This window comes from Inquilinus sp. Marseille-Q2685 (assembly GCF_916619195.1).
Classification (GTDB): domain Bacteria; phylum Pseudomonadota; class Alphaproteobacteria; order DSM-16000; family Inquilinaceae; genus Inquilinus.
In genome coordinates this window covers 22,904-48,779 of the sequence record NZ_CAKAKL010000009.1, presented here as the reverse complement: position 1 = coordinate 48,779, position 25,876 = coordinate 22,904, and the positions used below count along the sequence as shown (strand labels likewise).

Sequence of the window (25,876 nt, the reverse complement as noted above, 5' to 3'; positions counted from 1 at the left end):
ACGTCACCGCGCCCGGCTTCCCAGCCCCATCGCCTGGCGCATGAAGAAGCGCTTCACCGGCGGCAGGCGGCCGACCGCGGCGAGGCCGAGGTCGCGGGCCAGCTGCACCGGGGCCAGGTCGGTCGAGAACAGCCGGTTCAGCCCGTCGGTCGCCAGGATCATGGCGACATTGTCCGGCCGCCGCAGCCGCTCGTAGCGCTGCAGCGTCGTGGGATCGCCGAGGTCGAGGCCGAGTCGGCTGCGCTCGACCAGCAGCTCCGTCAGCACCGCGATGTCGCGCAGGCCGAGATTGAGGCCCTGGCCGGCGATCGGGTGGATGCCGTGCGCCGCCTCGCCGATCAGCGCCGCCCGCCGGGTGCCGTAGCGCCGGGCATGCACCACGCCGAGCGGATAGGTGAAGCGCTTGCCGAGTGCCCGCACCGGCCCCAGCCAATCGCCGACCGTGGCCTGCAGCGCGGCGTCGAAGGCGGCGGCCGGCCGGTGCACCAGGTCGTCGGCGGTGTCCGGATGCTCGGTCCAGACGATCGAGGAGCGGTGGTTGCCCTCCTCGTCGTCGGTCATCGGCAAGACCGCGAAGGGGCCGGGCGGCAGGAAATGCTCCACCGCCACGCCCTCATGCGGCTCGGCATGCGCCATGACGCAGACCACCGCCTTCTGCCGGTAGGCGAAGCTGCGCGCCGGGATGCCCAGCTGCTGCCGGGTGAGGGAGCCGCGGCCGTCGGCGCCGATCACCAGGTCGGCCCGCACCACCCTTCCGTCGGCCAGGGTCACTGCGGCATGGCCGGTGCCGGTCTCGACGGCCACCACCTTGGCCGGGGCCACATGGCGCACCGCCGGCAGGGCCTCCAGCCGCTCGAACTGCGCCAGCCGCAGCAGCCGGTTCTCGACGATGTGGCCGAAGGGGGCGCCGTCCGACTCGCCGGCCATCTCCTGATGGTCGAAATGCAGGAACACCGGGGCGCGGCCGTCGGCGATGCGGATGTCGAGGATCGGCTCGGCCCGGCCCGCCACCGCATCCCACAGCCCGGCCGAGGCGACGATCCGGCGCGAGCCGTAGGAGAGCGCGGTGGTGCGGCCGTCGAACTCCGGCAGCGTGCGGGCGGCCGCCGGCTCCTGGTCCAGGATCACGGTGTCGATCCCGGCCTGGCCGAGGGCCGCCGCCATGGTCGCCCCGGCGAGGCCGCCGCCGACCACCACGACCTGGGTGCGCAAAGAGGTGTCATTCATGGCGCGCAGCATCGGAGCGCGGTGGCGCGCTGTCCAGTGGCCGCGTGTCACATCAGCGGGTGTCCGGCCGCGGTTTCGTGGTAGGATTCCGGCATGGTCCGGATTCTTCTCCTGTCCCTTCTGGTCCTGGCCGCCGGATGTGCCGAGCGGCGGGGCGTCGGCGTCGCCGCCGGCGGCAGCTGGGGCTCGTCCGGCGGCGCCGGCAGCATCATGTCGCTGTCGATCCCCTTCGGCCTGTAACCCGGCAATTTCGCGTCGCGCGAAGATCCTGATTCGTTCGTGATTCGTCCGGATGTTCCGCGACCGTGCCGGGCCGGCCACACCGTGGCCGGAAAAGCGCGCCGGACCGGCCGGCCGGCGACGCTGGATTTGACAGGAGAGGTCAGAAGACCGGATAAAGTGATTGGAATCTAAGAGCTGTTTCGCGGCGGCACCGGCCGCCGGAAGCGAGGGATGAGGCCGGCGGCAGCCGGCCCGACGCGGAATAGGGTGTTGCAGAAGAGCATGCGGGGCGGCCGACTCAACGAGGCATTGGAACGGCTCGCGGACTATCCGTTCGCGCGGCTGGCGGCGCTGTTGTCCGGGGTCACGCCCCCGGAGGGGGTAGCGCCGCTGGCCATGTCGGTCGGCGAGCCGCAGCACCAGCCGCCGGCCTTCCTGGCCGAGGTGCTGGCGGCCCATGCCGACAGCTGGAACCGCTATCCGCCGGTGGCCGGCACTCCGGCCTTCCGCGAGGCCTGCGCCGGCTGGCTGCAGCGCCGTTTCCATTTGCCCGGCGGGCTGGTCGACCCGGCCCATATCCTGCCGCTGTCCGGCACCCGCGAGGCGCTGTTCCTGGTCGCCGAGCTGGCCGTCGATCACCGCCCCGGCGCCAACCAGGTGCCGGCGGTGGCCCTGCCCGACCCGTTCTATGCCCCCTATGAGGGCGCCGCGGTGATGGCCGGGGCCGAGCCGGTGTTCCTGCCGGCCGGGCCCGCCACCGGCTTCCTGCCCGATCTCGACGCGCTGGAGGCCGACGCGCCGCTGCTGGCGCGGCTGAAGCTCTTGTATCTGTGCAACCCGACCAACCCGCAGGGCGCCGTCGCCAGCCGGGAGTATCTGGACCGCGCCATCGGCCTGGCCCGGGCGCACGGCTTCATCCTGGCGGCCGACGAGTGCTACGCCGAGATCTACGACCGCGAGCCGCCGGTGGGCGTGCTGGAGGTCGCGGCCGGCCGGGACGGCGGGTCGCTGGACAACCTGCTGGTGTTCCATTCGCTGTCGAAGCGGTCGAACGCGGCCGGGCTGCGCTCGGGCTTCGTCGCCGGCGACCCGGCGCTGGTCGCCGCCTTCCTGCGGCTGCGCAGCCATTCCGCCGCCGGCATGCCGCTGCCGATCCAGGCGGCCTCCGCCGCGCTATGGGCCGATGACGCGCATGTGGTCGAGAACCGGGCGCTGTACCGGGCCAAGTTCGACGCCGCCGAGGCGGCGCTGGGCGGGCGCTTCGGCTTCCGCCGGCCTGAGGGCGGCTTCTTCCTGTGGCTCGATGTCGGCGACGGCGAGGCCGCCGCCCGCCGGCTGTGGGCCGAGGCTGCGATCCGCACCCTGCCCGGCGGCTACATCACGCGCCTGGACCGGCCGGAGATCGGCCGGCGCTGGCTGCGCGTCGCCGTGGTCCACGACACCGAGACGGTCAGGCGCGCCCTGACCCGGCTCGGCGAAGTCCTGTCCCGAGCCGAGGCGGCAGAATGACGATGGCCGGAACCTCCTCCCGCCGAACCGCGGTGACGCGCAGCTCCGGGCGCGGCGCCTCGAGCAAGCGCTCCTTCCTGCCCCCGGTGGTGCAGGAGTTCCTTCGCAACCGGGTGCGCGAGCTGAGCGGCCTCGGCATCGCCGTGTTCGGCTGCGGCCTCCTGATCGCGCTGGTCAGCTACGAGCCGACCGACCCGTCCTGGAACACCGCCAAGGCCGGGCCCGCCGCCAACCTGCTGGGCCGGCCGGGCGCGCATGTAGCCGATCTCCTGATCCAGACGCTCGGCATCGGCGCCTTCCTCCTGGCCGTGCTGCCGCTGTTCTGGGCCTGGCGGCTGATGCGGCACCAGCCGCTGGACCGGGTGTGGTGGCGGGTCACCAGCCTCCTGTTCGGCGTGCTGTTCCTGGCCGCCGGGCTGTCGCCGCTGCCGGCGATCGAGGGCTGGGCCGAGCGCGGCTCGCTGGGCGGCGCCGTCGGATCGATGATCCTGCGCCGCATCTCGGACACCGTCATCCTCTCGGCCGGACCGGTCGCCACCTTCTGGCTGGCCCTGGCCACCGGCGCCGTCGGCCTGCTGCTGGTGCTGGTCGCGCTCGGCCTGTCCTCCACCGAATGGCACCGCGTCGGGGCCGTGACCGGCGCCGGCGCCCGGGCCGGCGCGTCGCTGACGGGGTCTCTGCTGCGGGCGCTCGGCCGGGTGCTGCAATGGCTGGGCCTGCGCACGCTGCACGGCGCCGGCACCGTTGCCGCCAGCATGATGCGGCGCGAGCCGGCCCCCGAGGCGCCGGCCGCCTTCGCCATGCCCGGCACCGGTCCGGCCGCGCGGCCGCGCTTCGCCCGCGCCAACCCGCCGGGGCCGCGGATCGCCGATCCGGAGGCCGAGCCCGGCGAGGCACCGCGCCCGCCGCTCATCATCGGCGGCGGCCGTACCGAGCCCGATCTCGACCTGCCCGAGGAGGAGGACGACGACCTGATCGACCTGCCCTCGCTGCGCCCGGTGGAGGAGCCGCCGCGCCGCCCCGGCGCCTCGATGCCCCCCGCCGCGCCGCAGCGCGTGGCCCCCGCGGCGCTGGAGCCGGCGCCGCGCCGCCCGGCGGCACCGCCGCCGCGCCAGACCAGCTTCGAGCTGGCGCCGCCCGACACCTACGAGCTGCCGCCGCTCGACCTCCTGACCCTGCCGGACCCGACCAAGCGCCCGGCCGTGGCCGACCCGCGGGTGCTGGAGCAGAACGCCGCGGCGCTGGAGCAGGTGCTGAGCGATTTCGGCGTCCGCGGCTCGATCGTGAAGGTCAATCCCGGCCCGGTGGTGACGCTGTACGAGCTGGAGCCAGCGCCCGGCACCAAGTCCAGCCGCGTCATCGGCCTGGCCGACGACATCGCGCGGTCGATGAGCGCCGTGTCGGTGCGCGTCGCCGTGGTGCCCGGCCGCAACGTCATCGGCATCGAGCTGCCGAACCAGAAGCGCGAGATGGTGCTGCTGCGCGAGCTGCTCGGCTCCGACCAGATGGAGAAGGCGGGGTCGAAGCTCGGCCTCGTGCTCGGCAAGGACATCGGCGGCGGCCCGATCATCGCCGACCTGGCCCGCATGCCCCACCTGCTGGTGGCCGGCACCACCGGCTCGGGCAAGTCCGTCGCCATCAACACCATGATCCTGTCGCTGCTGTTCCGGCTGCCGCCGGACAAGGTGCGCTTCATCATGGTCGACCCGAAGATGCTCGAGCTGTCGATCTACGAGGGCATCCCGCACCTGCTGGCGCCGGTCGTCACCGACCCGAAGAAGTCGGTGGTCGCCCTGAAATGGGCGGTGCGCGAGATGGAGGACCGCTACCGGTCCATGTCCAAGGTCGGCGTCCGCAACATCGAGGGCTACAACCAGCGGCTGCGCGAGGCCAAGGCCAAGGGCGAGGTGCTGACCCGCCGGGTGCAGACGGGGTTCGACCCCGACACCGGCAAGCCGATCTTCGAGGACCAGCCGATCGACCTGACCGAGCTGCCCTACATCGTCATCATCGTCGACGAGATGGCCGACCTGATGCTGGTGGCGGGCAAGGACATCGAGGCGCTGATCCAGCGGCTGGCGCAGATGGCGCGCGCCGCCGGCATCCACCTGATCATGGCGACGCAACGCCCCTCGGTCGACGTCATCACCGGCACGATCAAGGCCAACTTCCCGACCCGGATCAGCTTCCAGGTCACCTCCAAGATCGACAGCCGCACCATCCTGGGCGAGGGCGGGGCCGAGCAGCTGCTGGGCCAGGGCGACATGCTGTACATGGCCGGCGGCGGCCGCATCACCCGCGTGCACGGCCCCTTCGTCTCCGACGGCGAGGTCGAGGAGGTGGTGCGCCACCTCAAGGCCCAGGGCGAGCCGGCCTACAACGACGCCGTGCTGGAGGACCAGGAGGACGGCGGCGGCTTCGACGCGCTGGCGCTGGACGGCGAGGGCGGGTCGGGCGACGACCTGTACGACCAGGCGGTGGCGCTGGTGGCGCGCGAGCGCAAGGCGTCGACCAGCTTCATCCAGCGCCACCTCCAGATCGGCTACAACCGCGCGGCGCGGCTGATCGACCGGATGGAGCAGGAGGGCGTGGTCAGCCCGGCCAACCATGTCGGCAAGCGCGAAGTGCTGGCGGGGAATCACTGACCCGGGCGGGATAGCCGCTCCCCTCACCGTCATGGCGAGCCCCGCCCTGAGTCCAATTGGGGGCGTGGCCATCCAGGGCCGCTCGCACCGCCCCCGGGATGGCCCATCCTTAAGTCAAAGGGGCGGCTTCGCCTCCTCGCCATGACGGTCAGAGGGAGAGTCCGCCGCTTCGGTCGGTCCCGATCGTTACGCGGAATTCATCTCCCGCCCACAAGCACGTTAGCTCCGGCGACGTAGGGTGAGTTCGTCGGAGCCAAGACGTGGCCTCCCGCCCGCCTCTCCTCCGATCTTCGTTGTCCCCTCGATGGAGATCGTTCATGCGCCGGAGCCTTCTGTTCGCCGTTCTCGCGGTGCCTGCCCTGGCCCTCGCCCCCGCTTTGGCCATGGCGCAGACCCCGGCCCAGCCCGCCGCGGCGGCACCGGCCGCCACCGCGCCGCACAAGATGAAGACCCACCACACCGCGGGGACTCATCACCGCAAGCCGGTCGCGCATCGCAGCGCCAACAGCGAACAGGACCAGACCCGCAAGCTGAACGAGGAGCAGCTGACCAAGGCGAAGTAAGCGTTTCGGACCGCAACAGACCCTCTCCCCCACCCCCCTTCCGAGGCGAGGGTCGCGGTCCCGAGGCCCGGTCGCACAAGCGGCCGGGCCTCTTTTTTCACCCGCCGCCAGGATTCGCCCGCGGGTTGTCAGACGATGCCCCGGAACATGAAATATCGTTCATGAAGGCATTTTCCTCGGATCGGTATCGGCGGTCCCGTCGTTAGGGGGTGGATCGGTTCGCGTGCTGCGGCCGTCTGTGCCGTCGGCCCCGATCTTCAGGCATCCCTCGATGGAGACCTTCATGCGCAGGAGTTTTGTCTTTACCGCCCTCGCCGTGTCGGCGCTGACCGCCGCGCCCGCCCTGGCCCAGACCGGGACCGAGCCGGCGGTGCCCGGGACGGCGCCGTCGGTCGAGGCTCCCGCCGCGAACATGCCGGCGGAGCCGGCCCAAACCAACCAGCAGTACCACCGCAAGCACACCCAGTCCTCGAACACCGAGGAGCAGCCCCAGGCCCCCCGCCGCCCCGGCAGCAAGCGCGCGCAGAACGCGGCGGAAGAGGAGCAGACCCGCCAGTTGAACCAGCAGCAGTTGAGCGCAGGGGCCACGCCGCAGCAGGTCCTGCCCGGCCAGATGGCGCCCGCCCAGCCGATGCAGCCCGGGACGATGGAGCAGGCCCCCTCGATGGAGCAGGCTCCGTCGATGGATCAGACCATGCCGTCGGACGGGACGACGCCGGCCGAGTAATCCGGCCAGGATCGCCGCACCATCGGCGACGAATATCAGGGCCCGGCCGCACCAGCGGCCGGGCCTTCTTCATGCCCGGGACGCGGGGTCGCTGCCCGAGGCGATGACCGTGTCGCGGAAGGCGGCCGCCGCGGGCGACAGCGTCCGGCTCGACCGGGTCAGGACGCCGATGTCGCGCGTCACCTCCGGCCCCTGCAGCAGCCGCGTGGTCAGGGCCGGATGGGCCAGCACCGGCAGGGTCAGCACCGGCAGCGCCGTCACCCCGAGCCCGGCCGCCACCAGCGCGCCGGCGGTGGCGAGATGCGACACCTCGAATTCCGGCTCCACCGCCATCCCGGCCTGGGCGAAGCCGCGGTCGGTCAGCGGACGGACGCTGGTGATCCGCGACATGGCAACGAAGGGGAAGCCCGCCAGATCGGCCCAGGTCACGGCGCCGGACCGTGCCAGCGGGTGGTCCTGGCGCAGGATGGCGACGAAGCGGTCCGACATGATCCGGGTGAAGTCCACCTTGCTATCGGCCGCCGGACGGCCGGCAATGCCGAGATCGGCCTCGCCGCTCAGCACCGCGCCGACGACGCCGTCGAGCAGCGTGTCGATGACGCCGACCGACACGCCCGGGTGGCTGCGGCGGAACCGGTCGATCACCGGCGGCAGCAGCCCGGCCGTGACCGAGGGCAGCCCGGCGACCGCGACCCGGCCGCGGGCCGAGCGGAAATAGTCGCCGAGATCGTCGAGCGAGCTGCGCAGGTCGCCGATCAGCCGGCCGGCGATGGCGGCGAACTCCCGGCCCTGCGGCGTCGGCTCGACCGTCCTCGTGTTGCGGTCGAACAGGCGGACGCCCAGCCGCGACTCGGCCCGCGCCACCGCCCGGCTGACCGCGGGCTGCGACATGCCCAGCGCCTCGGCCGCCGCACGAAAGCTGCGCAGCCGGTCGACCTGCAGGAACACCTCGATCTCGAACAGCGACAGGTTGATGCGCTTCATGCATCAATCGATGACACAAATTCACTTCCGGTTCTACCGCCCGCCATGGCGTGCTGAGGCCCGAGCGGTCGCCGGCGAAAGGACGGCCGCCCGCAAGGGGAGGACGGCGGATGCTGGCGGCTTTGGGGTTCCTGACCATCGCGGTGTTCCTGGCGCTGATCCTCAGCGGCCGCGTCTCGGTGCTGGTGGCGCTGGTGCTGGTGCCGCTGGCCGGCGGCCTGATCGGCGGCTTCGGCGCCGGCCTGGGCCCGATGATGCTGGACGGCCTCATCAAGGTCGCGCCGGTCGGCATCATGATCATGTTCGCGGTGCTGTATTTCGGGCTGATGATCGACACCGGCATCTTCGACAGGCCGATCAAGGCCCTGCTGTCGCTGGTGCGGGGCGACCCGGTGCGGCTGTGCCTGATCACGGCCCTGCTGACCATGCTGGTCGCGCTGGACGGCGACGGAGCCACCACCTTCCTGATCACGGTCACGGCCGTCCTGCCGGTGCACCGCCGCCTCGGCCTCAACCCGCTGGTGCTGCCCGGCATCATCTGCTTGGCCGCCGGCACCATGAACCTGCTGCCCTGGGGCGGGCCGACGGCGCGGGCCATGGCGGTGCTGAAGACCGACGCCGCGGCCCTGTTCAACCCGGTGATCCCGGCCATGGTCGCCGGCCTGGCCTGGGTGTTCGTCGCCGCCTGGCTGATCGGCCGCGGCGAGCGCAGGCGCCTGGGCGTGACGGACGGCCTCGACGCGGTGGCGCTGGTCGAGCCGACCGAGGCCGAGCGGGCCGCGCGCCGGCCGCACCTCACCTGGTTCAACGCCGCCCTGACCATCGCCCTGATCGTGGCACTGCTGGCCGGGTTGTGGCCTCTGCCGGTGCTGTTCATCACCGCCTTCGCCATCGCGCTGGTGGTCAACTATCCGCGCTGGGAGCAGCAGCGCGAGCGGCTGGTGAAGCATGCCGACAGCGTCGTCACCGTCACCGCGATGATCTTCGCCGCCGGCATCTTCACCGGCATCCTGGGCGGCACCAAGATGATCGGCGCCATGGCCGAGGCGCTGGTGGCCATCGTGCCCCAGAGCCTGGCGCCCTACCTGTCGCAGATCGTGGCGGTGACCGGCATGCCGCTGAGCCTGGTGTTCACGCCGGACGCCTACTACTACGGCATCCTGCCGGTCTTCGCGGGGACCGCCGGGGCGCTGGGCCAGGACCCGCTGGCGATCGGCCGCGCCGCGATCCTGGGCCAGATGACCACCGGCTTCCCCCTGAGCCCGCTGACCGCCTCGACCTTCATCCTGGTCGGGCTGACCGGGGTGCAGCTCGGCGCGCATCAGCGCTTCATCTTCAAATGGGCCTTCGCCTGGACCCTCGTCATGACGGCCGTCGCCTGGGCCACGGGAGCCATCTGAATGCCGAAAGCGATGCGGATCGGGGCCGGCGCCGGGTTCGCCGGCGACCGGCTGGAGCCGGCGGCGGAGCTGGTGGCGCGCGGCCATCTCGACACGCTGGTGTTCGAATGCCTGGCCGAGCGCACCATCGCCCTGGCCCATCGCCGCCGCCGGGCCGATCCCGATGCCGGCTTCGACCCGCTGCTGGAGCGCCGGCTGCGGCCGGTGCTGCCGGGCGTCGCCGCCCAGGGCATCCGGGTGCTGACCAATATGGGCGCCGCCGACCCCGAGGGCGCCGGCCGCCGCGCCGCCGCCCTGTGCCGCGAGCTGGGCGTGCCGCTTCGGATCGCGGTGGTGACCGGCGACGATGTGCTGGACCGGATCGACCCGGCCGCGCCGGCGCTCGAGGACGGCAGGCCGCTGGCCGCGCACGGCCCGCTGATCGCCGCCAACGCCTATCTCGGCGCCGACGCCATGCTGCCGGCGCTGGAGGCCGGGGCGCAGCTGGTGATCACCGGCCGTGTCGCCGACCCGTCGCTGTTCGTGGCGCCGCTGGCCTGGCGCCTGGACTGGTCGCTGGACGACGCGAGCCGCATCGCCACCGCCACCCTGGCCGGCCACCTGATGGAATGCGCCGGGCAGGTCACCGGCGGCTATTTCGCCGATGGCGACGGCAGCGACGTGCCCGGCCTGGCCGATCTGGGCTTCCCGATCGCCGAGGTGACGGCGGGCGGCGCGATCACCATCACCAAGCTGCCCGGCACCGGCGGGCGGGGCAGCCGCGCCACGGTGACCGAGCAGCTGCTGTACGAGGTCACTGACCCCGGCGCCTATGTCACGCCCGACGTGGTGCTGGACGTCACCGGCGTGTCGGTGGCGGAGCAGGGCGCCGACCGCGTCGCCGTCGCCGGGGCGCGCGGCTGGACGCGGCCGGACTCGCTGAAGGTCAGCGTCGCCTATGAGGCGGGGTGGGAGGCGGAGGCCGGCATCTCCTACGGCGGCGGCGGCGCGGTCGAGCGCGGCCGGCGTGCGGCCGAGATCGTGCGCACCCGTTTGGAGCGGCGCGGCGACATCACCGACCTGCGGCTCGACCTGGTCGGCGTCGATTCGCTGCTGCCCGGCCGGCTGCGGAGCGGATCGCCGTCGGAGGTCCGGCTGCGCCTCTGCGCCCGCGCCGCCACCGCCGAGGCCGCGGCCGATGCCGCGCATGAGGTCGAGAGCCTCTACACCAACGGCCCGGCGGCGGGGGGCGGCGTGCGCAGCGCCCTGCGGCCGGTGATCGGCATCGTCTCGACCCTGATCGACCGGCGGGCCGTCAGCCCCGCGGTCGAGATCCTGGAGGCATGATGGCGAGCCCGCATTTCTCCCCCTCCGTGTGGCCTGCGCCGGTTCAAGACGCCGGCAGGGCAGGAGCCGGGCGCAGCCCGATGCACGACATCGGGCAAGCGCGGCGACGCACCCTGCCGGCGTCTTCAACCGGCCCGAAGGGTTGCCTTGCGGCGGGCGCCTGCGGCCCCGGGCGGCTCGACCGTATGTCTCGATACGCTCTTCGCCGCCCGGAACCGCATTCACCTCGCCGCAAGGCAACGCAGGCCGCATGGAGGGGGAGAAATGCGGGCTAGACTTGGTGAACTCGCCCATGCCCGCGCCGGCGACAAGGGCGACACCACGACGCTGAGCGTGATCGCCCGCGACCCCGCCGATTACGAGCGCCTGCGCCGCGCGGTGACGGCGGAGCGGGTGGAGACGCATCTGTGCGGCGCCGCCGCCGGCCGCTTCACCCGCTTCGAGCTGCCCGGCCTGGCGGCGCTGCACTTCGTCGGAAGCGGCGTGCTGGGCAGCGGCGTCACCACCTCGCTGGCCTTGGACAGCCACGGCAAGTCGCTGTCCTCCGCCCTGCTCGACCTGGAGCTGCCCGACGACAGCTGAACCGGCGCGGTCGCCGGCCGAACCAACACGACAACGGGGGAACGCATGAGGGGTTGCATCATCCGCGCCGCGGCGCTGTCGGTTCTCGCCCTTGGCCTGCCGGATATCGCGCAGGCCCGCCTGACCACCCTGACCGTGGAGCGGCGGGAGGCGGCGGCCCCGGCCAAACCCGGCGCCCCGGCCTATGAGGTCCTGCGCGGCACCTTCCGCGGCGAGCTGGACCCGGCCGATCCGGCCAACGCCATCATCACCGACATCCGGCAGGCGCCGCGCAACGCCCGCGGCCGGGTCGAGTATTCCGCCACCTTCGCCATCGCCCTGCCGGCCGACCCGAAGCAGGCCAGCGGCGTGCTGGTCTACGACGTGCCGAACCGCGGCAACGGCGGCGTCGCTGCCGATCCGGACGGCCACATCCGCGTGGTCAGCGGCTGGCAGGGCGACATCCCGGCCACCGACGGGCTGCAGACGGCGGAGGTGCCGGTCGCGAGCGGCCCGACCGGGCCGGCCTTCGCCCGCTTCACCAACATGAAGGCGGGGACCACCAGCCTGCCGATCCTGGTCGGCTTCTCCCGCACCGGGCCCGGGCCGGGGCCGGCGACGCTGGACCCCCGCCGGGCGCGGCTGTTCCGGCAATCGGCCGACGACCGGCCGGCGATCCCGGTCCCGCCGCGCGACTGGGCCTTCGGCAACTGCAGCGACAGTGCCTTCCCGGGCACGCCCGATCCCGGCTGGATCTGCCTGCGCGGCGGCTTCGAGCCGCGCTTCGCCTATGGCCTGGCCTATACCGGCAAGGACCCGAAGGTGCTGGGCATCGGCTTCGCCGCCACCCGCGACCTCAACGCCTTCCTGCGCCACGCCGCGGCGGACGATGCGGGCACCGCCAACCCGGCGGCCGGGCTGGTGCGCTGGACGGTGGCGACCGGCACCTCGCAATCCGGCAACTTCCTGAAGAGCTTCCTCAATCTCGGCTTCAACGCCGACGAGCAGGGCCGGATCGTGTTCGACGGCATGAACCCGAACATCGCCGCGCGGCAGCTGCCGATGAACATCCGCTTCGGCGTGCCCGGCGGCGCCGCGACGCTGTACGAGCTGGGCAGCGAGGGCACGCTGTGGTGGACGCGGTACGACGACCGGGCCCGCCGGCGCGGCACCTCGAGCCTGCTGGACCGCTGCCGGGCCACCGGCACATGCCCGAAGATCATAGAGACCTTCGGCGCGGCGGAGCTGTGGGGCCTGCGCCTGTCCCCCGGGCTGGTCGGCACCGATGCCCGGGCCGACCTGAAGCTGCCGGCCGATGTGCGGCGCTACTACTTCCCCGGCGTCACCCATGGCGGGTCGTCGATCGGCGGCTTCTCGACCACCGGCGACCCGGCCTTCCCCGGCTCGCCCGCCTGCGTGATGCCCGGCAACCCGAACCCGTCGGCCATGACCCTGCGGGCCCTGCGCCGGGCGCTGGTCGACTGGGTCCGGTCGGGCAAGGAGCCGCCGGCCAGCCGCTATCCGACCCTGGCCGCGGGCGACCTGGTCGACCCGACCTCGCGGGCGATGGGCTGGCCCGCCATCCCGGGCGCGCCGCGGCCGGACGGCAAGCTCAACATCTTCCTCGACTACGATGTCGGCCGCGGCTTCCGCTATCAGGACCTGAGCGGCGTGCCCGACTTCCTGCCGCCGCGGATCCGGCAGGCGCTGCCGTCCAAGGTCGTGCGGGTCGACGCCGACGGCAACGAGGTCGCGGGCGTGCCCTCGGTCCAGGCGCTGGTGCCGCTGGGCACCTATACCGGCTGGAACGTGCTGGCCCAGGGCTACGGCGCGGGCGGCGGCTGCTCCTTCCTCGGCGGCTTCATCCCCTTCGCCCGGACCCGGGCTGAGCGGATCGCCGCCCATGACCCGCGCCCGTCGCTGCAGGAGCGCTATCGCGACCATGCCGGCTTCGTGGCGCGGGTGAAGGCGGCCGTGGCGCAGCAGGTCGCCGCCGGATGGCTGCTGCCGGACGACGCCGCCACGCTGGCGGCCCAGGCAGAAGCCAGCGACGTGCTCAAGGACTGAGAGACCGCCTGTAAATGCTACTGGTGCGGCCGTCTGACGGCGGTTTCTGCGCTTCCGGTGCTCACGGACTATAACGTCCGCTGCGCGCCGGTTCTCGAAACCACCGCCAGCCGACTCACACCAGCGCATTTCCAAACGGTCTCTGAGAGCGGCGGCAAGTCGCCGCCCTGGACCTCGCGGGGTCGGTGCCCTACTTGGAACACAGACCCCGTGTATCCGGACCGACATGACCATCTTCCGTTTCATCGCCGCGGCCCTGGCCGCGCTGTTCATCGCCGCCGGGCCGGCCGCGGCCGCGGTGCAGCCCGCGCAACTGACCGCCCAGGACCGGGCCGACCTGCAGCGGGTCGAGCAGTATCTGGGCAGCCTGACCACGGTGCAGGCGGACTTCGTCCAGACCACCAACAACACCGACCTGTATCGCGGCCATTTCTACCTGAAGCGGCCGGGCAAGATGCGGCTCGAATACGAGCCGCCGATCTCCTACATGTACATCGCCGACGGCACCTGGCTGACCTATTACGATGCCGATCTGCGGCAGCGGAAGGACGTGCCGCTGGGATCGACCATCGCCGACTTCATTACCCGCGCCAACGTCAAGCTGTCGGGCGACGTCACGGTCACCAAGGTCAGCCGCGGCAACAACCTGCTGAGCGTGCAGCTGGTGCAGACCGACAAGCCCGAGGACGGCGCCCTGACCCTGAACTTCACCAGCAATCCGATGATCCTGCAGAGCTGGGTGTCGGTGGACCAGCAGGGCAACGTCACCCAGGTCGACCTGACCGGCATCCAGCCCGGGGTGCAGCTGGACAACAAGCTGTTCATCGTGCCGCGCGGCAAGGGAAACCGCTGAGCGGTGGCCGAACCGACCCTCGAATGGCGCAGCGCCTTCGGCAATGACGAGCTGAACGCCCTGCATGCCGAATGCTTCGGGCATCCCGTGCTCGACGACGACTGGTGGGGCCAGGTCAACCGGCACAGCCTGGGCTGGGCGAGCCTGCGCGTGGCCGGACGCCTGGCCGGCTTCGTCAATGTCGCCTGGGACGGCGGCGTGCACGCCTTCCTGCTGGACACGGCGGTGACGGCATCGCTGCGGCGGCAGGGCCATGCGACCCGGCTGGTCGAGGAAGCGGTCCGCCAGGCCCGCGCCGCCGGCTGCGAGTGGCTGCATGTCGACTTCGATCCGCGTCTGCGCGGCTTCTATTTCGACGCCTGCGGCTTCCAGCCGACCGAGGCCGGGCTGGTCCGGCTGCGGTGACGGCGGCCCGCGCCGCGGCCGGTCACCCGGTGTCGGGTCCGCAGGGCTTGCCCGGCTCCTCGGGTTCCTCGTCGTCGCCGGCAAAGTCGACGCCGAGGGAGCGGCAGAGGCGGGCGGCGGCCCGGGCGGGCGGCTCGGCGTCGATCAGGGCCGGGACGTCGGGCTCCTGCAGCCGAGCCTCGATCCCGGCCTCGAGGCCGGGAGCCTTGGCGGGATCGATGGCCCCGAGCGTCCGCTTCATCAGATCGAGCAGCCGGGCCCGGCGCCGCGCCCGGATCTCGCCCGGGCTGCCGGTCGGCGGCGGCGGATAGGGCGGGCCCGACCAGTCGGCCGCCCGGCGGCGCCATTCGTCCGACAGGCCGAGGCCGCAAGCCAGGCCGGTGATGACCGAGCCCACCGGCCGGTCCTCGATCCGGTCCTCCTCGTCCTCGTACAGCGCGTCGAGCCGCTCGTGCAGATTGTTGGTGTGGTAGTCGGCCTCGTCGAGCTCCCGGGTCTCCTGGCCGGGATCCCAGATCAGGGCGTAGAGGGCCTCGGTGACGTGGTTGCGCTGGCGGGCCCGGCGGGCGCGCCGGTCCGCCTTGTCGCGGGCGCAGAGGTCGGCGGCGGCGCGGGAGCGCAGGTCGAGCGAGCGCTGCACCGACCGGGAGAAGCGGCCGAAGGCCGTGCCGGCCTGCTGCGCCTCGGCCCGGGCCGCCTGCACCGCGTCGTCATCGGCTTCGGGCGCGGCGGCCCGGGCCTGGGCGGCGACGGCGCGAGTGCCTTCGGCCTCGGCCAGCTGCATGGCGATCTCGGCCAGGCGGGTGAGCATCCGGACCTGCTGCAGCGCGAGGCTGCGGCAGTAGGTCTGGATGTCGAGATCGGAGTCCGCGCCTGTGTCCATGGAACGTATCATGAACGAGGTGCGGGCGGTCAAGCAATGCACATTGCGTTAACCCATTCGCCGGCCCGCCCCTCAGCCCTTGACCATGATCACGGTCGGCAGGGCCACGCCGCCGGCCGTGGGCATCTCCTCGCGCCCGACCGGGCGGTAGCCGAGCCGGGCGTAGAACGCCTCGGCATTGGCGTTGGCGCGCACCCGGAAGCGGCGGAAGCCGGCGGCGCGGGCCGCATCCTCCGCCGCCTCGACCATGCGGCGGCCGAGGCCCTGGCCGGCCCGGTCCGGGGCGACGAAGACCTTGCGCAGCCGGGCCACGGCAGCGTCGTCCGGCACCCGGCACCAGCCGGCGGTGGCGACCAGCGCGCCGCCCGGCGCCTCGGCCACCAGGATGTTGTTGGACAGGAGTTCGCCCGCATAGTCCGGCGCCATGATCAGGGCCACATGCGCCGCGATCTGCGCCGGGCTGTGACTGTCGCCGGCGAGGGCCGAGAAGGAGTCGGCCTGCAGCTTGCGCACGGCGTCGAGGTCGGCCTCGCGGATCGGACGCAGGACCAGGTCGCTCACGACTCCGCGGGTTCCAGTCGCCGCGCCAGCGGGCCGTCCCGCTCCTCCAGGCAGCAGACGAGGTAGTCGCAGGTGATCTCCTCGCCCGCCGCGATGTCGCGCGCCGCCAGGGTCACCGGCCCGGAGTTGTCGGTGTTCGGGTCGTCGTCGTGGTTCAGGAAGCGGGCGTCGTCGCCGTTCAGCACATAGCCGCCCGGGATGTCCGGCGACAGATAGGCGTAGGTCTCGAAGAAGCGGCGCGGCACCTCGGGCAGCGCGGCCACCACCTCCTCCGGCACCACCTTGTCGACCGCCGGCTCGAACCGCCAGATCGGCGTGCCCTTGGCGATCGGCGCCGCGGCGAACACGCCAAGGCCGTGGATCGCGCTGGGTGCGACATAGGTCGGAACCAGGAACATAGGGCCCCCCGCTCTCGCTCTGCGAATCGCTTATACCCACGGATCGCGGTCGGCCGGAAGAGGGCACGCAAGGGCTTGTCGCGGCGGGCGGGGCCCTGCGCCTGCCGCCGGGCCCTTCCCGCCCGCGCGGGGCTGGTCGAACCCGGCCGCGGCGGCGGAATATGACGCGTCGTCCTGGAGCCAGCCCATGTCCGCATCCCGTCCCGTCGTCGGAATCCCCGCCTGCGTCAAGCCGCTCGGGGCCCATCCGTTCCACGTCGTCGGCGACAAGTACATCCGCGCGGTGTCGGAGGGGGCGGACTGCCTGCCCTTCCTGATCCCGGCGCTGGGCGCCTGGCACGATGTCGACGCGGTGCTGGACCGGGTGGACGGCCTGCTGATCACCGGCAGCCTGTCCAATGTCGAGCCGCTTCACTATGCCGGCGAGGCCAGCGAGCCCGGCACGCTGCACGACCCGGACCGCGACGCCACCACCCTGCCGCTGATCCGCCGGGCGATCGAGCGCGGCATCCCGCTGCTGGCGATCTGCCGCGGCCTGCAGGAGCTGAACGTGGTCTGCGGCGGCACGCTGCACCAGCATGTCGAGCGCGTGCCCGGGCGCGCCGACCACCGCGCCGACGAGAGCAAGCCGGTCGAGGTGCAGTACGGCCCGGCCCATCCGGTGGCGCTGGCCGAGGGCGGCGCGCTGGCGGCGCTGTTCGGCAAGGCCGAGACCACGGTCAACACCATCCACGCCCAGGGCATCGACAAGCTGGGCGCCGGCCTGAAGGTCGAGGCGACGGCACCGGACGGCCAGATCGAGGCGGTGCGGATCGAGGCCGCGCCCTATTTCGGCCTGGCGACGCAGTGGCATCCGGAATGGAAGTTTCGCGAGAACCCGGATTCGACGGCGCTGTTCGAAGCCTTCGGCCAGGCCGTCCGCCGCTACGCCGCCGACCGCGACGGCCGCCGCGCCGCGGCGGAGTAGTTCGGGCCAGCCCTGTCGTCCGGCCTGCGAAGGCGTTGCCTTTCCGCTTGCAAGGTCTTGTCAGAATTCGATCACCTGAACCGGCATCTGTTGTCCACTCTCCCCCTCCCCTTGCGGGCTATCAGATTCACACATCTCGAAAAGAGTCCTTAAGTCCCCCTCCCCTTGCGGGAGGGGACTTAAAAGAGGCGATGTGTGAATGGCGTAGCCCCCAAGGGGAGAGGGAGGATGGAAGGGATAGGCCGCCGCCTGTCCTTGTATAGCTCTACCTCTGCCCGCCCGAGCGCAGCAGCCGGGCGCGGTCGATGCCACCGCGACGAGCTGCGCCGCCTCCGCCCCTTCCTCGCCGCGCTGCTGGAGCGGCTGGGGACCGGCGGCTAGGTCCGCCGGGGAAAAAACATCGCGCCTCCTCCGTTCGTATGATGACGGCGCGCGCCGCAGCCGTTGAGATTCCTCCACGCAGCGCGGGCTGCGTCGAGAGCGCGCAGCGATCGCCCACGCGGCGCGCGCCGATGGCCGCCGTGGCGTGGCACGGATCGGCGCTCCGCCGACCGGGGCTGCGCCAGCGACAGGGGGAGAGCGAGATGACAGATGTGCTGGAGGGGCGCGGCGCCGTCGCCGACGCGTTTCTCGATCCGGGCCGCCCGGGCGGCCCGGATTCCCTGCCGGCGGATGCCGCGCGTGCCGGGCTCGCCTTCGACCGTCCCGGCCGGAGTGATGCGCCGGCGCTGGGCCTGCCGCAGATCATGGACCAGGTCCGTCACGACCTCTTCGGCACCAAGGACGTCCAGAACGCGATCACCGCCAGCTATGTCTGGATGGCGGACCAGATCGGCCATGTCGCGATCGGGCTGGTGCCGACGCTGCTGGCCTGCTGGATCGCGGACTGCGTCATGGCGTGGCTCGGCCTGCCCGGTTTCTGGCGCATCATCGTCTTCGCGGTCCTCACCGGCCTTTGGTTCGCCGTATGGGTCTGGAAGGAGCGCGAGGATTTCGAGAAGACGAGGCGGCGCGCCGGCAAGGAGTTCAAGTTCAACGCCGGCGACATCCGCTGGAACGTGAAGACCGCGCTTCTCTACATCGGGATCGGCGGCCTGCTCGGCGCCGCACCGTTTGTCGGCTGGACGGTGGGCGATTGGATATCTTCCGCCAATTGGCACCAGCCGTTGGTGGCGTTTCTCATCCTCTTGGGCGTCACGGCCGTTGCCCTGTGGCCCGCCTTTCACGTCGCCTGCTGGTGGCTGCGGCGCAAGCTCGCCTTCCAGCAGGCCGGGCTGCCCTATCTCTACCGCCTGGCCAATTTCACCGCCGAGATCGAAGACCCGGACGCCGATGCCGTGATCCACGTCTGCAATTTCGAGGATCGGCAGGTCAGCCTGCGGACGGTCCTGTTCGGGCCGGATGTGGTTCCGCCCAACACGCCGCCGGTCCGGCACCTCCTGATCGTCGGCCCGCCGAAGGCCGGGAAGACCAGCCTGGCCGTCGGCATCGGCACCGAATTCGCCTTCGCGCTGGGCGTGTGCCGCTACCTCCCCCTGGTCAAGCTCGCGCAGCTTGCGGCCCACCAAGAGTCGCGATCCCCGTCGACCGGAATGGAGTATGACGACGGCCGGGTGCTGTGGCCCTGGACCGACTCCGATCTCCTGATCGTCGACGATGCCGACATCGGCGTGACCGTGCGGGATGAAAAGGGTGCGAAGCCGATCACCTTGGTGAAGCCCGAGCGCTTCGCGGAAAAGATGAAGATGACCAAGGACGACCTTCACCCGTTCGCCTGGCTGGGAAGCCGGAGGTCGGTCTGGGTGCTGGGCAACGAGGACCGCGTCGGGCGCTGGCAGCGGGTGATCGCAGACCTCATGGGCATCGACCCTTGCGAGATCCGCATCATCAGGCTGAAGACGCCGCAGCCATGACCACCCGCCGCATCGCCGGCACCACGGCCGGCATCCTCGGCGCCCTGCTGCTGCTGGCGAGCGGGGCTTGGTGGTTCGGCGAATCCCGCTGGGGACGGTTCGAGCCGCTGACGCCGGAACAGGCCTTCGCCGACGGCACGCTGGGCCTGGAGCTGGCCCCGCTCAAATACCTCCTGGTCGCCGGGACGGTCTCGCGTCATGCGCTCGAGCAGCAGGGCGGCCCGGCCTGGCCGGAGCGTTTCGGGTTCCTTCCCCGCAGCCCCGGCGCCGAGGGCCGCTGCGCGGCGGATGCCCCGGGCAACCTGCCGGTCGGCTTCGGCGTCAGCAACCGGCTGCCCGGCAGTGCGTCGCCGGTGCCGGTCCGCTTCGTCGGCCTGACCTGCGCCGCCTGCCATTCGACGGCGGTCGGCGACGGCCCGCCGATCCTGGGCGCGGGCACGCACACCGCCGACGTGATCGGCTTCGCCGACGCCTTCCAGAACGCGGTCCTCGACCCCGGCCTGACCGCCGGGACGATCCTCGACGCCTATGACCGGCAATGCCCGGGCGAAGCCTCCGGCCCGGCCGGATGGGCCGGCCGCCAAGTCGAGGCGTTCTTCATCGGCGAGTGGCTGGACGGAGCCCGGACCCTGGCCCGCCTCAACGCCACCAAATACGAGCTGCCGTTCCATGGGGAGGAGATCGGCGACCCGGAGAACATCCCGACCGGGCCCAGCCGCACCCGCCCGTTCCGCAGCGTGGTGCGCAACGTGCTCGACCTGCCGGGCGACGGCAATGTCGCCTATTCCAAGGTGCCGCTGGTGGCGATGCAGGAGAATACGCCCTGGAGCCAGTTCGACGGCAGCATCGGCGATCCGGTCGTGCGCAGCATGGTCGCCGTCTTCACCTCCGGCGCGTCCCTGGCCGCGCTGGACGACCCGCAGATCGCGGACAACATCCGCAAGGCGGCCGCCTATACGCTGCGGCTCGGGGACGATCCGCCGCTGCCGAAGCTGGCCGAGGCGTTCCCGACCCTGCCGCGGCCCTCGGCCGAAACGATGGCCCGGGGGCGCGCGGTCTACGGCCAGCACTGCGCCGCCTGCCATGGGGTGCCCGACGGCGCGCATTGGACCGTGTCGGAGCCGTCCCCGGGCGAGCCTTCGATCGCGCCTCTCGCGGACATCGGCACGGACCCGGCCCGCATGACGTTCCGCCATGCCGACATGCTGCCGACGGCGCTGGCGACCCTGCTGCCGGCCACCGGCGACGACCTCGCCGCGCAGCGCCAGGCGCTGCAGGACCGCGCAGGTCTGGCTGCGCGCGGGCGAGACCTGGCCCAGGCCGACTGGTGGCTGCAGGCGATCGACCGGTTCGACGCCCGGGCCCGCCAGTTTCCGGCAGGGCACAGCCTGGCCTTCGACCCCCGGAAGATCGCGATGCGGGCCGGCTATCTCAACGCGCCGCTGCCCTTCCTGTGGCTGCGCGCCCCCTATCTGCACAATGGCAGCGTGCCGAATCTGCGGGGGCTGATCGGTCTCGAGGATCGTCCGACCCGCTTCTGCCGGGGCCGGGCCGGCTACGACCCGGCGGCCGTAGGCCTGGCCGTGGTGGAGCCGGTCGACGGACATTGCCCGCCGCAGGCCGGGTTCCTGTTCGACACCGAGAAGCCCGGCAACTCCAACAAGGGCCACGAGTATCCCCCGCGCGACGCCGTTCCGCGGCCCGACCTCGAGGCGCTGCTCGCCTATCTGGGGACTCTGTGATGATCGCACGCCGCTTCGATCCGCTGCCCCTTGGCCTGGCCCTGCTCGCCCTCGGCCTGGGCGTGGCCATCGTCACCTTCGCGTCGATGACCGCCGACGACGTCAGCTACGCGCGGACGCGATGGACCGCGCTGCTGGCCATGGGGCTGGCCGCGCCGGCGATCGTCCTCGGCATGCTGGGACAGGCCCCGGGCCCATGGTGGCGCAGCTTCTGGACGGCCGGCCTCCTGGCCTATCTGCTGCATTTCTGGTGGGCGGTGTTCCGCAGCTACCACGGCGATTTCGCCGCCATCGCCGAGCGCCAGGGCTGGAACGCCTATACCAACTATCTCGCGACCGCCCTGTGGACCCTCGACGTCGCCCTGGCCTGGCTGCCGCTGCGGCCGGGATGGGGCGTGACGGCGGTCCGGGTGCTGAACTGGCTGCTGATCACAGCGAGCTTCATCGTGGCCTCGGCCATCTTCCGCAGTTGGCCGGACTCGATCCCGGGCTGGGCACTCGGCGCCCTGGTGGTGCTGACAGGCGCGGCCAGGATCTGCGGCTTCTTCAGAACGGCGGCGGTCCGCGCCCCGGCCGGTCAGTCGCCGCGCAGCGCGGGCTGATGACAGGACGCCAGCAGGCGGACGAGCTCCGCCTGACGGTTGGTGCCGGTCTTCTCGAAGACGCGCGTCAGATGCGTGCGGGCCGTGGTGGTGGCGATCGACAGCCGGTCGGCGACCGCCTGCAGGCCGTCGCCCTGGCCGACCTCGATCGCCAGCGCCGCCTCCGCCGCGGTCAGGCCGAACAGCTCCCGCAGGACCCCGACGGGCGTGTCGAGGGTCCGGTTCGGATCCGCCACGAACACCGCTGCCCGCTGCACACGCCCCTGCTGCCGAGACGTGGAAAGGTTCCGGATCGGGATCACCGTCAGGATCAGGGGACGAAGCCCGGACGGCCGGGAGACCTGCAGCCGGGCGGCCGCGGTGGCGGCGCGGACGGCGGCATCCGTGCTGGTCGGGCCGGTTCCGGCGGCCGCCGCCATGGCGATCGCCCGGCGCAGCCGGCGCGTCTCGTCGGCCCTCCCCGCGGCAAGGCCCGCGGGACCCGCGGACAGGCCGTCGGAGCGGGCCACGATGGCTTCCGCGGCACTGTTGAGGCGGACCGGCCGCGCCTGGTCGTCGACCAGGATCACCCCCAGATCGATCCGGTCGAGCACGGCGTCGGCATCGGCGGCGCGCAGATCCGCCTCTCCCAGGCGCTGGCGCAGCCTTAGGGCATTGATCAGATGGGGAACGACGGCCTGGAAGGCCGCGACGCCCCCGTCGGCGAAATCCCGGGCCTGCCGGGTGCGGCCGAACGCGATGATGCTGCGCTGGTTCGACGTGCTCTCCAGCTGGGCGAACGCTCCGTAGAACGCATCCTGGGGCCGCACGATCTCGTTATAGAATTCGGACCGGGCATAGTCGCTTTCGGACTGCATGTCGGAGATGCGGCGGGCCTGGCCGACGGCCATGGTCTCGATCCACGGCGGCAATGGGCCGGTTTCGAGGGCGGAGGAGAAGCGCGCGAGCAGGCCCGGATTGGCCATGACGCCGACCGACAGGTCGATCCGGCGCCCTGGCTGGTTTCCCGCCATCAGGAAGCCGCAGAGACCGCCGACGGCGGTCGCGGTGGAGTTCAGCGCCGGGGCCCAGTCGCCCGGAGACACCGCGGCATCATAGATCCGCTGCACGGCCTGCAGAATTGCATCTGCTCGATCCATTGCTCTCGGCCCAAGCCCCTCCGTCGCGCTCAAGAAAAATCATCGGGGACGGCACCTTCGGCGCGGGCTTATCGGTGATGCGATCGACGTTCCAAATGCCGCCTGGACAGGAATAGTCTTCGCCAGGGTCGAAGACTTGCCAAAACCGCGACCGGACGCGCCATCCAGTGTAATAAGGCACCATACCACTGCGGACCGTTTGCCCAAAGCGAGTCGTTTGCGGATCACAGCCGTGACGCGGCCGCCCCGGCGCTGCCCGGGCGGTCAAAGCGTGACGAGATCCCCGCTTTCGCGGGGAGGACGGATTTGGGGATTCCGGACAGGCCCCGCCAAGCGGGAGGGGCAACGCGAAGACGCTCGTTATCCTGTGGCTTCCGTCCCGTCAGCGCGCCAGCGCGGCGTCGACCGCCGTCGTCACCTCCGGCCCGGTCGGCTCGGCGGCGCTGGGGAAGGCGGCCAGCAGGGTGCCGTCGCGGCCGATCAGCAGCTTGTGGAAGTTCCATTTCGGCACCGCCGCCGCATCCTGCTGCGCCGCCCAGCGGTACAGCGGATGGGCGTCGGCGCCGGTCACCGGCTGCTTGGCCAGCATCGGGAAGTCGATGCCGAAGGTGGTCTCGCAGAATTCCTTGATCTGGCCTTCCGAGCCCGGCTCCTGCGCCCCGAAATCGTTCGACGGCACGCCGAGCAGCACGAAGCCGCCGTCGCGGTGCCGGGCCCACAGCTCCTGCAGGCCGGAATACTGCCGGGTGTAGCCGCAGAAGGAGGCGGTGTTGACCACCAGCACCACCTTGCCGGCGAAGGCGTCGGGGGCGAAGGCGCCGCCTTCCAGCTTCGGCAGCGGCACGGCGGACCAGTCGAGCGGCCGGGCCGCGGCGGGAGTCGCGATCATGATCAGCACCAGGGCGAGCAGTCGGGCCAGCATCGTGGGACCTCCGACGGGACGTCCCCACGCTGCCCCGCCGCGCCGCCGGGCGCAAGACCCTGATGCCCGTCGCGGACTCCCGTGGTAGGACGGGGCCGATCCCCCGGCGATGGAACCCCGCCCGTGCCCGAAACCGTCCTGCACCTGCACCCCGGCATGCCGGAGGCGTCGCTGCGCCCGATGCGCGAGCGCTACGACCTGATCGAGCATTCCCGCGCCAGCGCCGCCGCCGGCCTGCTCCCCGAGGCCGACCGCATCCGCGGCGTCGTGACCATCGGTGTGATCGGCATCGACCGGGCGCTGATCGAGCGGCTGCCGAAGCTCGGCATCATCGCCTGCTACGGCTCGGGCTATGAGCGGATCGACGTGGCCGCGGCGCGCGAGCGGGGCGTGGTCGTGACCAGCAACACCGGCGCCAACGCCGCCTGCGTCGCCGACATGGCGATGACCCTGCTGCTGGCCAGCGTGCGCCGGCTGGGCGAGGGCGACCGCTATCTCCGCGCCGGGCGCTGGACCCGCGCCGCCGCGCCGGCGGAGCTGATCTCGACCGGGCTGGGCGGCCGCCGCGTCGGCATCCTCGGCCTCGGCGCGATCGGCGAGAAGGTGGCGCGCCGCGCCGCCGCCTTCGACATGGAGGTAGCCTACCACAACCGCAAGCCGAAGCCGGGCGTGCCCTGGACCTATCATGCGACGCTGATGTCGCTGGCGGAATGGGCGGACATCCTGGTCGTCTCCTGCCGCTCGGACGAGAGCACCCGCGGCATCGTCAACCGGCCGGTGCTGGAGGCGCTGGGGCCGCGGGGCCATGTGATCAACATCGCCCGCGGCGAGGTGCTGGACGAGCCGGCGCTGATCGCGGCGCTGGAGGCCGGGACCATCGCCGGCGCCGGCCTCGACGGGTTCGAGCACGAGCCCGAGGTGCCGGAGGCGCTGAAGCGGCTGGAGAACGTGGTGCTGACGCCGCACATCGCCAGCCTGACCGAGGCCGCCCATCGCGAGATGTGCCGGATGACGATCGAGAGCCTGGACAATTTCTTCGCCGGCCGGCCGCTGCCCAACGCGGTGTGACGCCGGCGGCTCACGCCACCGGGATCGTGCCCCCGTCGATCACATGCTCGCTGCCATGGATCGCGGCGGCGCGGTCGGAGGCCAGGAACGCCACCAGCTCCGCCACCTCCTCCGGCCAGGCCGGGCGGCCGATCGGGATGCCGCCGAGCGACGCCATCAGCAGCTTGCGGGCGCCATCGGCGTCGATGCCGTTTCGGGCCGCCAGCTCTTCGATCAGCCCGGTGGCGCCGTCGGTCTGGACCCAGCCGGGCGCCACCCGGACGACGCGCACGCCCTTCGGCCCGACCTCCTTCGACAGCGCCTTGCTGTAGGCCGACAGTGCCGCCTTGGCTGCGGCATAGGCGATGGTGGCCTCCGGCAGCGGCAGGCGGCTCTGGATCGAGCCGAGATGGATGATCACGCCGGCGCCGCGGCCGAGCATGCCGGGCAGCAGCGCCCGATCCAGCCGCACCGCCGGCAGCAGGTTCAGGTCGAGCGCACGCTGCCATTCGCCGTCGTCCAGCACCGCGAAGCCGCCGGCCGGGGCCTTCGAGCCGCCGAGGACATGAACGACGATGTCGACGCCGCCGAGCCGGGCCCGCACCGCCTCGGTCACCGCGGTGCAGCCCTCGGCCTCGGTCAGGTCGGCGGTCACGAAGGGCTCGGATTCCTCCAGGTCGGCCGGCCGGCTGCGGGCGACAGCCAGGACATGAGCTCCGGCCCGGCGGAGCCGCGCCGCCACCGCGGCGCCGATGCCGCGGCCGCCGCCGGTCACCAGGGCACGCTTGCCCGCGAGCTCATGCGGATCGGCCGGGAAGGCAGGCCGCGCGGTCATCCGTGGATCTCCAGCGTCGCGATGCGGCCGTCCCTCAGCCCGAAGGCGTAGCGCAGATCGACCGGGCTGCCGGGGAACCGGCCCGAGACCCGGCCGGTGAGGACCGCGCCGCCCTCCGCCTCGGCGACGGCGATCGGTTCGACCGTGTACTGGTATTTCCGCTTCGACTCGGCCTTCCAGGCCAGGATGGCGTCGATGCCGCGGATGGTGCGGCCCTCGTCATGGACCACGGCATCGCCGGTGAAGCATGCCGCCAGCGCCGCGTCGTTCCCGGCGTTGTCGGCGGCGACATAGGCGGCGATGGGCTGGGGGAGCGTGAGCGTCATGGCAATCCTCGGGTCAGTTGCGGGACGCCGAGGATGGGAATAGGGTTTCGTG

25 protein-coding genes are annotated in these 25,876 nt (G+C 72.2%); 16 read left to right on the top strand and 9 right to left on the bottom strand.

The window, feature by feature from the left end; translation table 11 throughout:
• Nucleotides 1-3 precede the first annotated feature (3 nt).
• A complete protein-coding gene (locus LG391_RS29110; protein ID WP_225771660.1) occupies nt 4-1,227 on the bottom strand; it encodes a UbiH/UbiF/VisC/COQ6 family ubiquinone biosynthesis hydroxylase in 1,224 nt (407 codons plus the stop codon).
• A gap of 93 nt (nt 1,228-1,320) precedes the next feature.
• Here LG391_RS29110 and LG391_RS29105 point away from each other — a divergent pair, with 93 nt between their 5' ends.
• The 5 genes from LG391_RS29105 (at nt 1,321) to LG391_RS29085 (ending at nt 6,893) form a co-directional block, all read left to right on the top strand.
• Nucleotides 1,321-1,467: a hypothetical protein gene (locus LG391_RS29105; RefSeq protein ID WP_225771658.1), complete on the top strand. Its 147-nt coding sequence runs from the start codon at nt 1,321-1,323 to the stop codon at nt 1,465-1,467.
• 264 nt (nt 1,468-1,731) lie between these two features.
• Nucleotides 1,732-2,958 carry an aminotransferase class I/II-fold pyridoxal phosphate-dependent enzyme gene (locus tag LG391_RS29100; protein WP_225771656.1) on the top strand — a complete coding sequence of 409 codons (1,227 nt, stop codon included), beginning with the start codon at nt 1,732-1,734 and terminating at the stop codon, nt 2,956-2,958.
• Complete coding sequence (locus LG391_RS29095; protein WP_225771654.1) at nt 2,955-5,603, top strand: DNA translocase FtsK; 2,649 nt, start codon at nt 2,955-2,957, stop codon at nt 5,601-5,603. Before LG391_RS29100 ends, LG391_RS29095 begins: the two co-directional genes overlap by 4 nt.
• Nucleotides 5,604-5,920: 317 nt before the next feature.
• Nucleotides 5,921-6,166 carry a hypothetical protein gene (locus LG391_RS29090; protein ID WP_225771653.1) on the top strand — a complete coding sequence of 82 codons (246 nt, stop codon included), beginning with the start codon at nt 5,921-5,923 and terminating at the stop codon, nt 6,164-6,166.
• A 283-nt stretch (nt 6,167-6,449) separates the two neighbouring features.
• Nucleotides 6,450-6,893, top strand: a complete 444-nt coding sequence (locus tag LG391_RS29085; protein WP_225771651.1) for a hypothetical protein — start codon at nt 6,450-6,452, stop codon at nt 6,891-6,893.
• A 69-nt stretch (nt 6,894-6,962) separates the two neighbouring features.
• Here LG391_RS29085 and LG391_RS29080 read toward each other — a convergent pair whose 3' ends face one another.
• Entirely contained in the window at nt 6,963-7,877 is a 915-nt protein-coding gene (locus tag LG391_RS29080; protein WP_225771648.1) for a LysR family transcriptional regulator, read from the bottom strand.
• 110 nt (nt 7,878-7,987) lie between these two features.
• Between LG391_RS29080 and LG391_RS29075 the strand changes: the two genes are divergently transcribed.
• From LG391_RS29075 to LG391_RS29050, 6 genes are all read left to right on the top strand, one after another.
• Nucleotides 7,988-9,277, top strand: coding sequence for a CitMHS family transporter (locus LG391_RS29075; protein WP_225771645.1), 1,290 nt, complete (start codon nt 7,988-7,990; stop codon nt 9,275-9,277).
• A complete protein-coding gene (locus LG391_RS29070; RefSeq protein WP_225771643.1) occupies nt 9,278-10,603 on the top strand; it encodes an acyclic terpene utilization AtuA family protein in 1,326 nt (441 codons plus the stop codon).
• A 264-nt stretch (nt 10,604-10,867) separates the two neighbouring features.
• Entirely contained in the window at nt 10,868-11,185 is a 318-nt protein-coding gene (locus LG391_RS29065; protein WP_225771641.1) for a hypothetical protein, read from the top strand.
• Between the two features lie 45 nt (nt 11,186-11,230).
• The gene (locus LG391_RS29060) at nt 11,231-13,231 is read left to right on the top strand and encodes an alpha/beta hydrolase domain-containing protein (RefSeq protein WP_225771639.1); all 2,001 of its coding nucleotides are present in this window, start codon (nt 11,231-11,233) and stop codon (nt 13,229-13,231) included.
• A gap of 226 nt (nt 13,232-13,457) precedes the next feature.
• On the top strand, nt 13,458-14,084 hold the full coding sequence (locus tag LG391_RS29055) for an outer membrane lipoprotein carrier protein LolA (RefSeq protein ID WP_225771637.1): 627 nt from the start codon (nt 13,458-13,460) through the stop codon (nt 14,082-14,084).
• Between the two features lie 3 nt (nt 14,085-14,087).
• Nucleotides 14,088-14,489, top strand: coding sequence for a GNAT family N-acetyltransferase (locus LG391_RS29050; RefSeq protein ID WP_225771636.1), 402 nt, complete (start codon nt 14,088-14,090; stop codon nt 14,487-14,489).
• A 22-nt stretch (nt 14,490-14,511) separates the two neighbouring features.
• On the opposite strand, the gene LG391_RS29045 is transcribed toward LG391_RS29050, so the two are convergent.
• The 3 genes from LG391_RS29045 to LG391_RS29035 form a co-directional block, all read right to left on the bottom strand.
• Nucleotides 14,512-15,372, bottom strand: coding sequence for a hypothetical protein (locus LG391_RS29045; protein ID WP_225771634.1), 861 nt, complete (start codon nt 15,370-15,372; stop codon nt 14,512-14,514).
• A gap of 72 nt (nt 15,373-15,444) precedes the next feature.
• A complete protein-coding gene (locus tag LG391_RS29040) occupies nt 15,445-15,933 on the bottom strand; it encodes a GNAT family N-acetyltransferase (RefSeq protein ID WP_225771633.1) in 489 nt (162 codons plus the stop codon).
• The gene (locus LG391_RS29035; protein WP_225771631.1) at nt 15,930-16,331 is read right to left on the bottom strand and encodes an SET domain-containing protein; all 402 of its coding nucleotides are present in this window, start codon (nt 16,329-16,331) and stop codon (nt 15,930-15,932) included. Before LG391_RS29035 ends, LG391_RS29040 begins: the two co-directional genes overlap by 4 nt.
• 187 nt (nt 16,332-16,518) lie before the next feature.
• Here LG391_RS29035 and LG391_RS29030 point away from each other — a divergent pair, with 187 nt between their 5' ends.
• The 4 genes from LG391_RS29030 to LG391_RS29015 all read left to right on the top strand — a co-directional run bounded on the left by LG391_RS29030 (nt 16,519) and on the right by LG391_RS29015 (nt 21,555).
• Nucleotides 16,519-17,298 (top strand): gamma-glutamyl-gamma-aminobutyrate hydrolase family protein, encoded by a 780-nt coding sequence (locus tag LG391_RS29030; protein WP_225771629.1) that lies wholly within the window; start codon nt 16,519-16,521, stop codon nt 17,296-17,298.
• Between the two features lie 512 nt (nt 17,299-17,810).
• A complete protein-coding gene (locus LG391_RS29025) occupies nt 17,811-19,211 on the top strand; it encodes a hypothetical protein (protein ID WP_225771628.1) in 1,401 nt (466 codons plus the stop codon).
• Nucleotides 19,208-20,953, top strand: coding sequence for a c-type cytochrome (locus tag LG391_RS34915; RefSeq protein WP_304608577.1), 1,746 nt, complete (start codon nt 19,208-19,210; stop codon nt 20,951-20,953). The genes LG391_RS29025 and LG391_RS34915 overlap by 4 nt, the downstream gene beginning before the upstream one ends.
• Nucleotides 20,953-21,555 carry a hypothetical protein gene (locus LG391_RS29015; protein WP_225772076.1) on the top strand — a complete coding sequence of 201 codons (603 nt, stop codon included), beginning with the start codon at nt 20,953-20,955 and terminating at the stop codon, nt 21,553-21,555. The genes LG391_RS34915 and LG391_RS29015 overlap by 1 nt, the downstream gene beginning before the upstream one ends.
• Here LG391_RS29015 and LG391_RS29010 read toward each other — a convergent pair.
• Nucleotides 21,531-22,664 carry a helix-turn-helix transcriptional regulator gene (locus LG391_RS29010; RefSeq protein ID WP_225771626.1) on the bottom strand — a complete coding sequence of 378 codons (1,134 nt, stop codon included), beginning with the start codon at nt 22,662-22,664 and terminating at the stop codon, nt 21,531-21,533. The genes LG391_RS29015 and LG391_RS29010 overlap by 25 nt on opposite strands.
• Before the next feature lie 412 nt (nt 22,665-23,076).
• Complete coding sequence (locus LG391_RS29005) at nt 23,077-23,616, bottom strand: glutathione peroxidase (protein WP_225771624.1); 540 nt, start codon at nt 23,614-23,616, stop codon at nt 23,077-23,079.
• Between the two features lie 123 nt (nt 23,617-23,739).
• On the opposite strand from LG391_RS29005, the gene LG391_RS29000 reads away from it, so the two are divergent.
• Entirely contained in the window at nt 23,740-24,684 is a 945-nt protein-coding gene (locus LG391_RS29000) for a 2-hydroxyacid dehydrogenase (protein WP_225771622.1), read from the top strand.
• 10 nt (nt 24,685-24,694) lie between these two features.
• Here LG391_RS29000 and LG391_RS28995 read toward each other — a convergent pair whose 3' ends face one another.
• Both LG391_RS28995 and LG391_RS28990 read right to left on the bottom strand, forming a co-directional pair.
• A complete protein-coding gene (locus LG391_RS28995; RefSeq protein ID WP_225771621.1) occupies nt 24,695-25,498 on the bottom strand; it encodes an SDR family oxidoreductase in 804 nt (267 codons plus the stop codon).
• A complete protein-coding gene (locus tag LG391_RS28990; protein ID WP_225771619.1) occupies nt 25,495-25,824 on the bottom strand; it encodes a nuclear transport factor 2 family protein in 330 nt (109 codons plus the stop codon). Before LG391_RS28990 ends, LG391_RS28995 begins: the two co-directional genes overlap by 4 nt.
• Between the last annotated feature and the right edge of the window lie 52 nt (nt 25,825-25,876).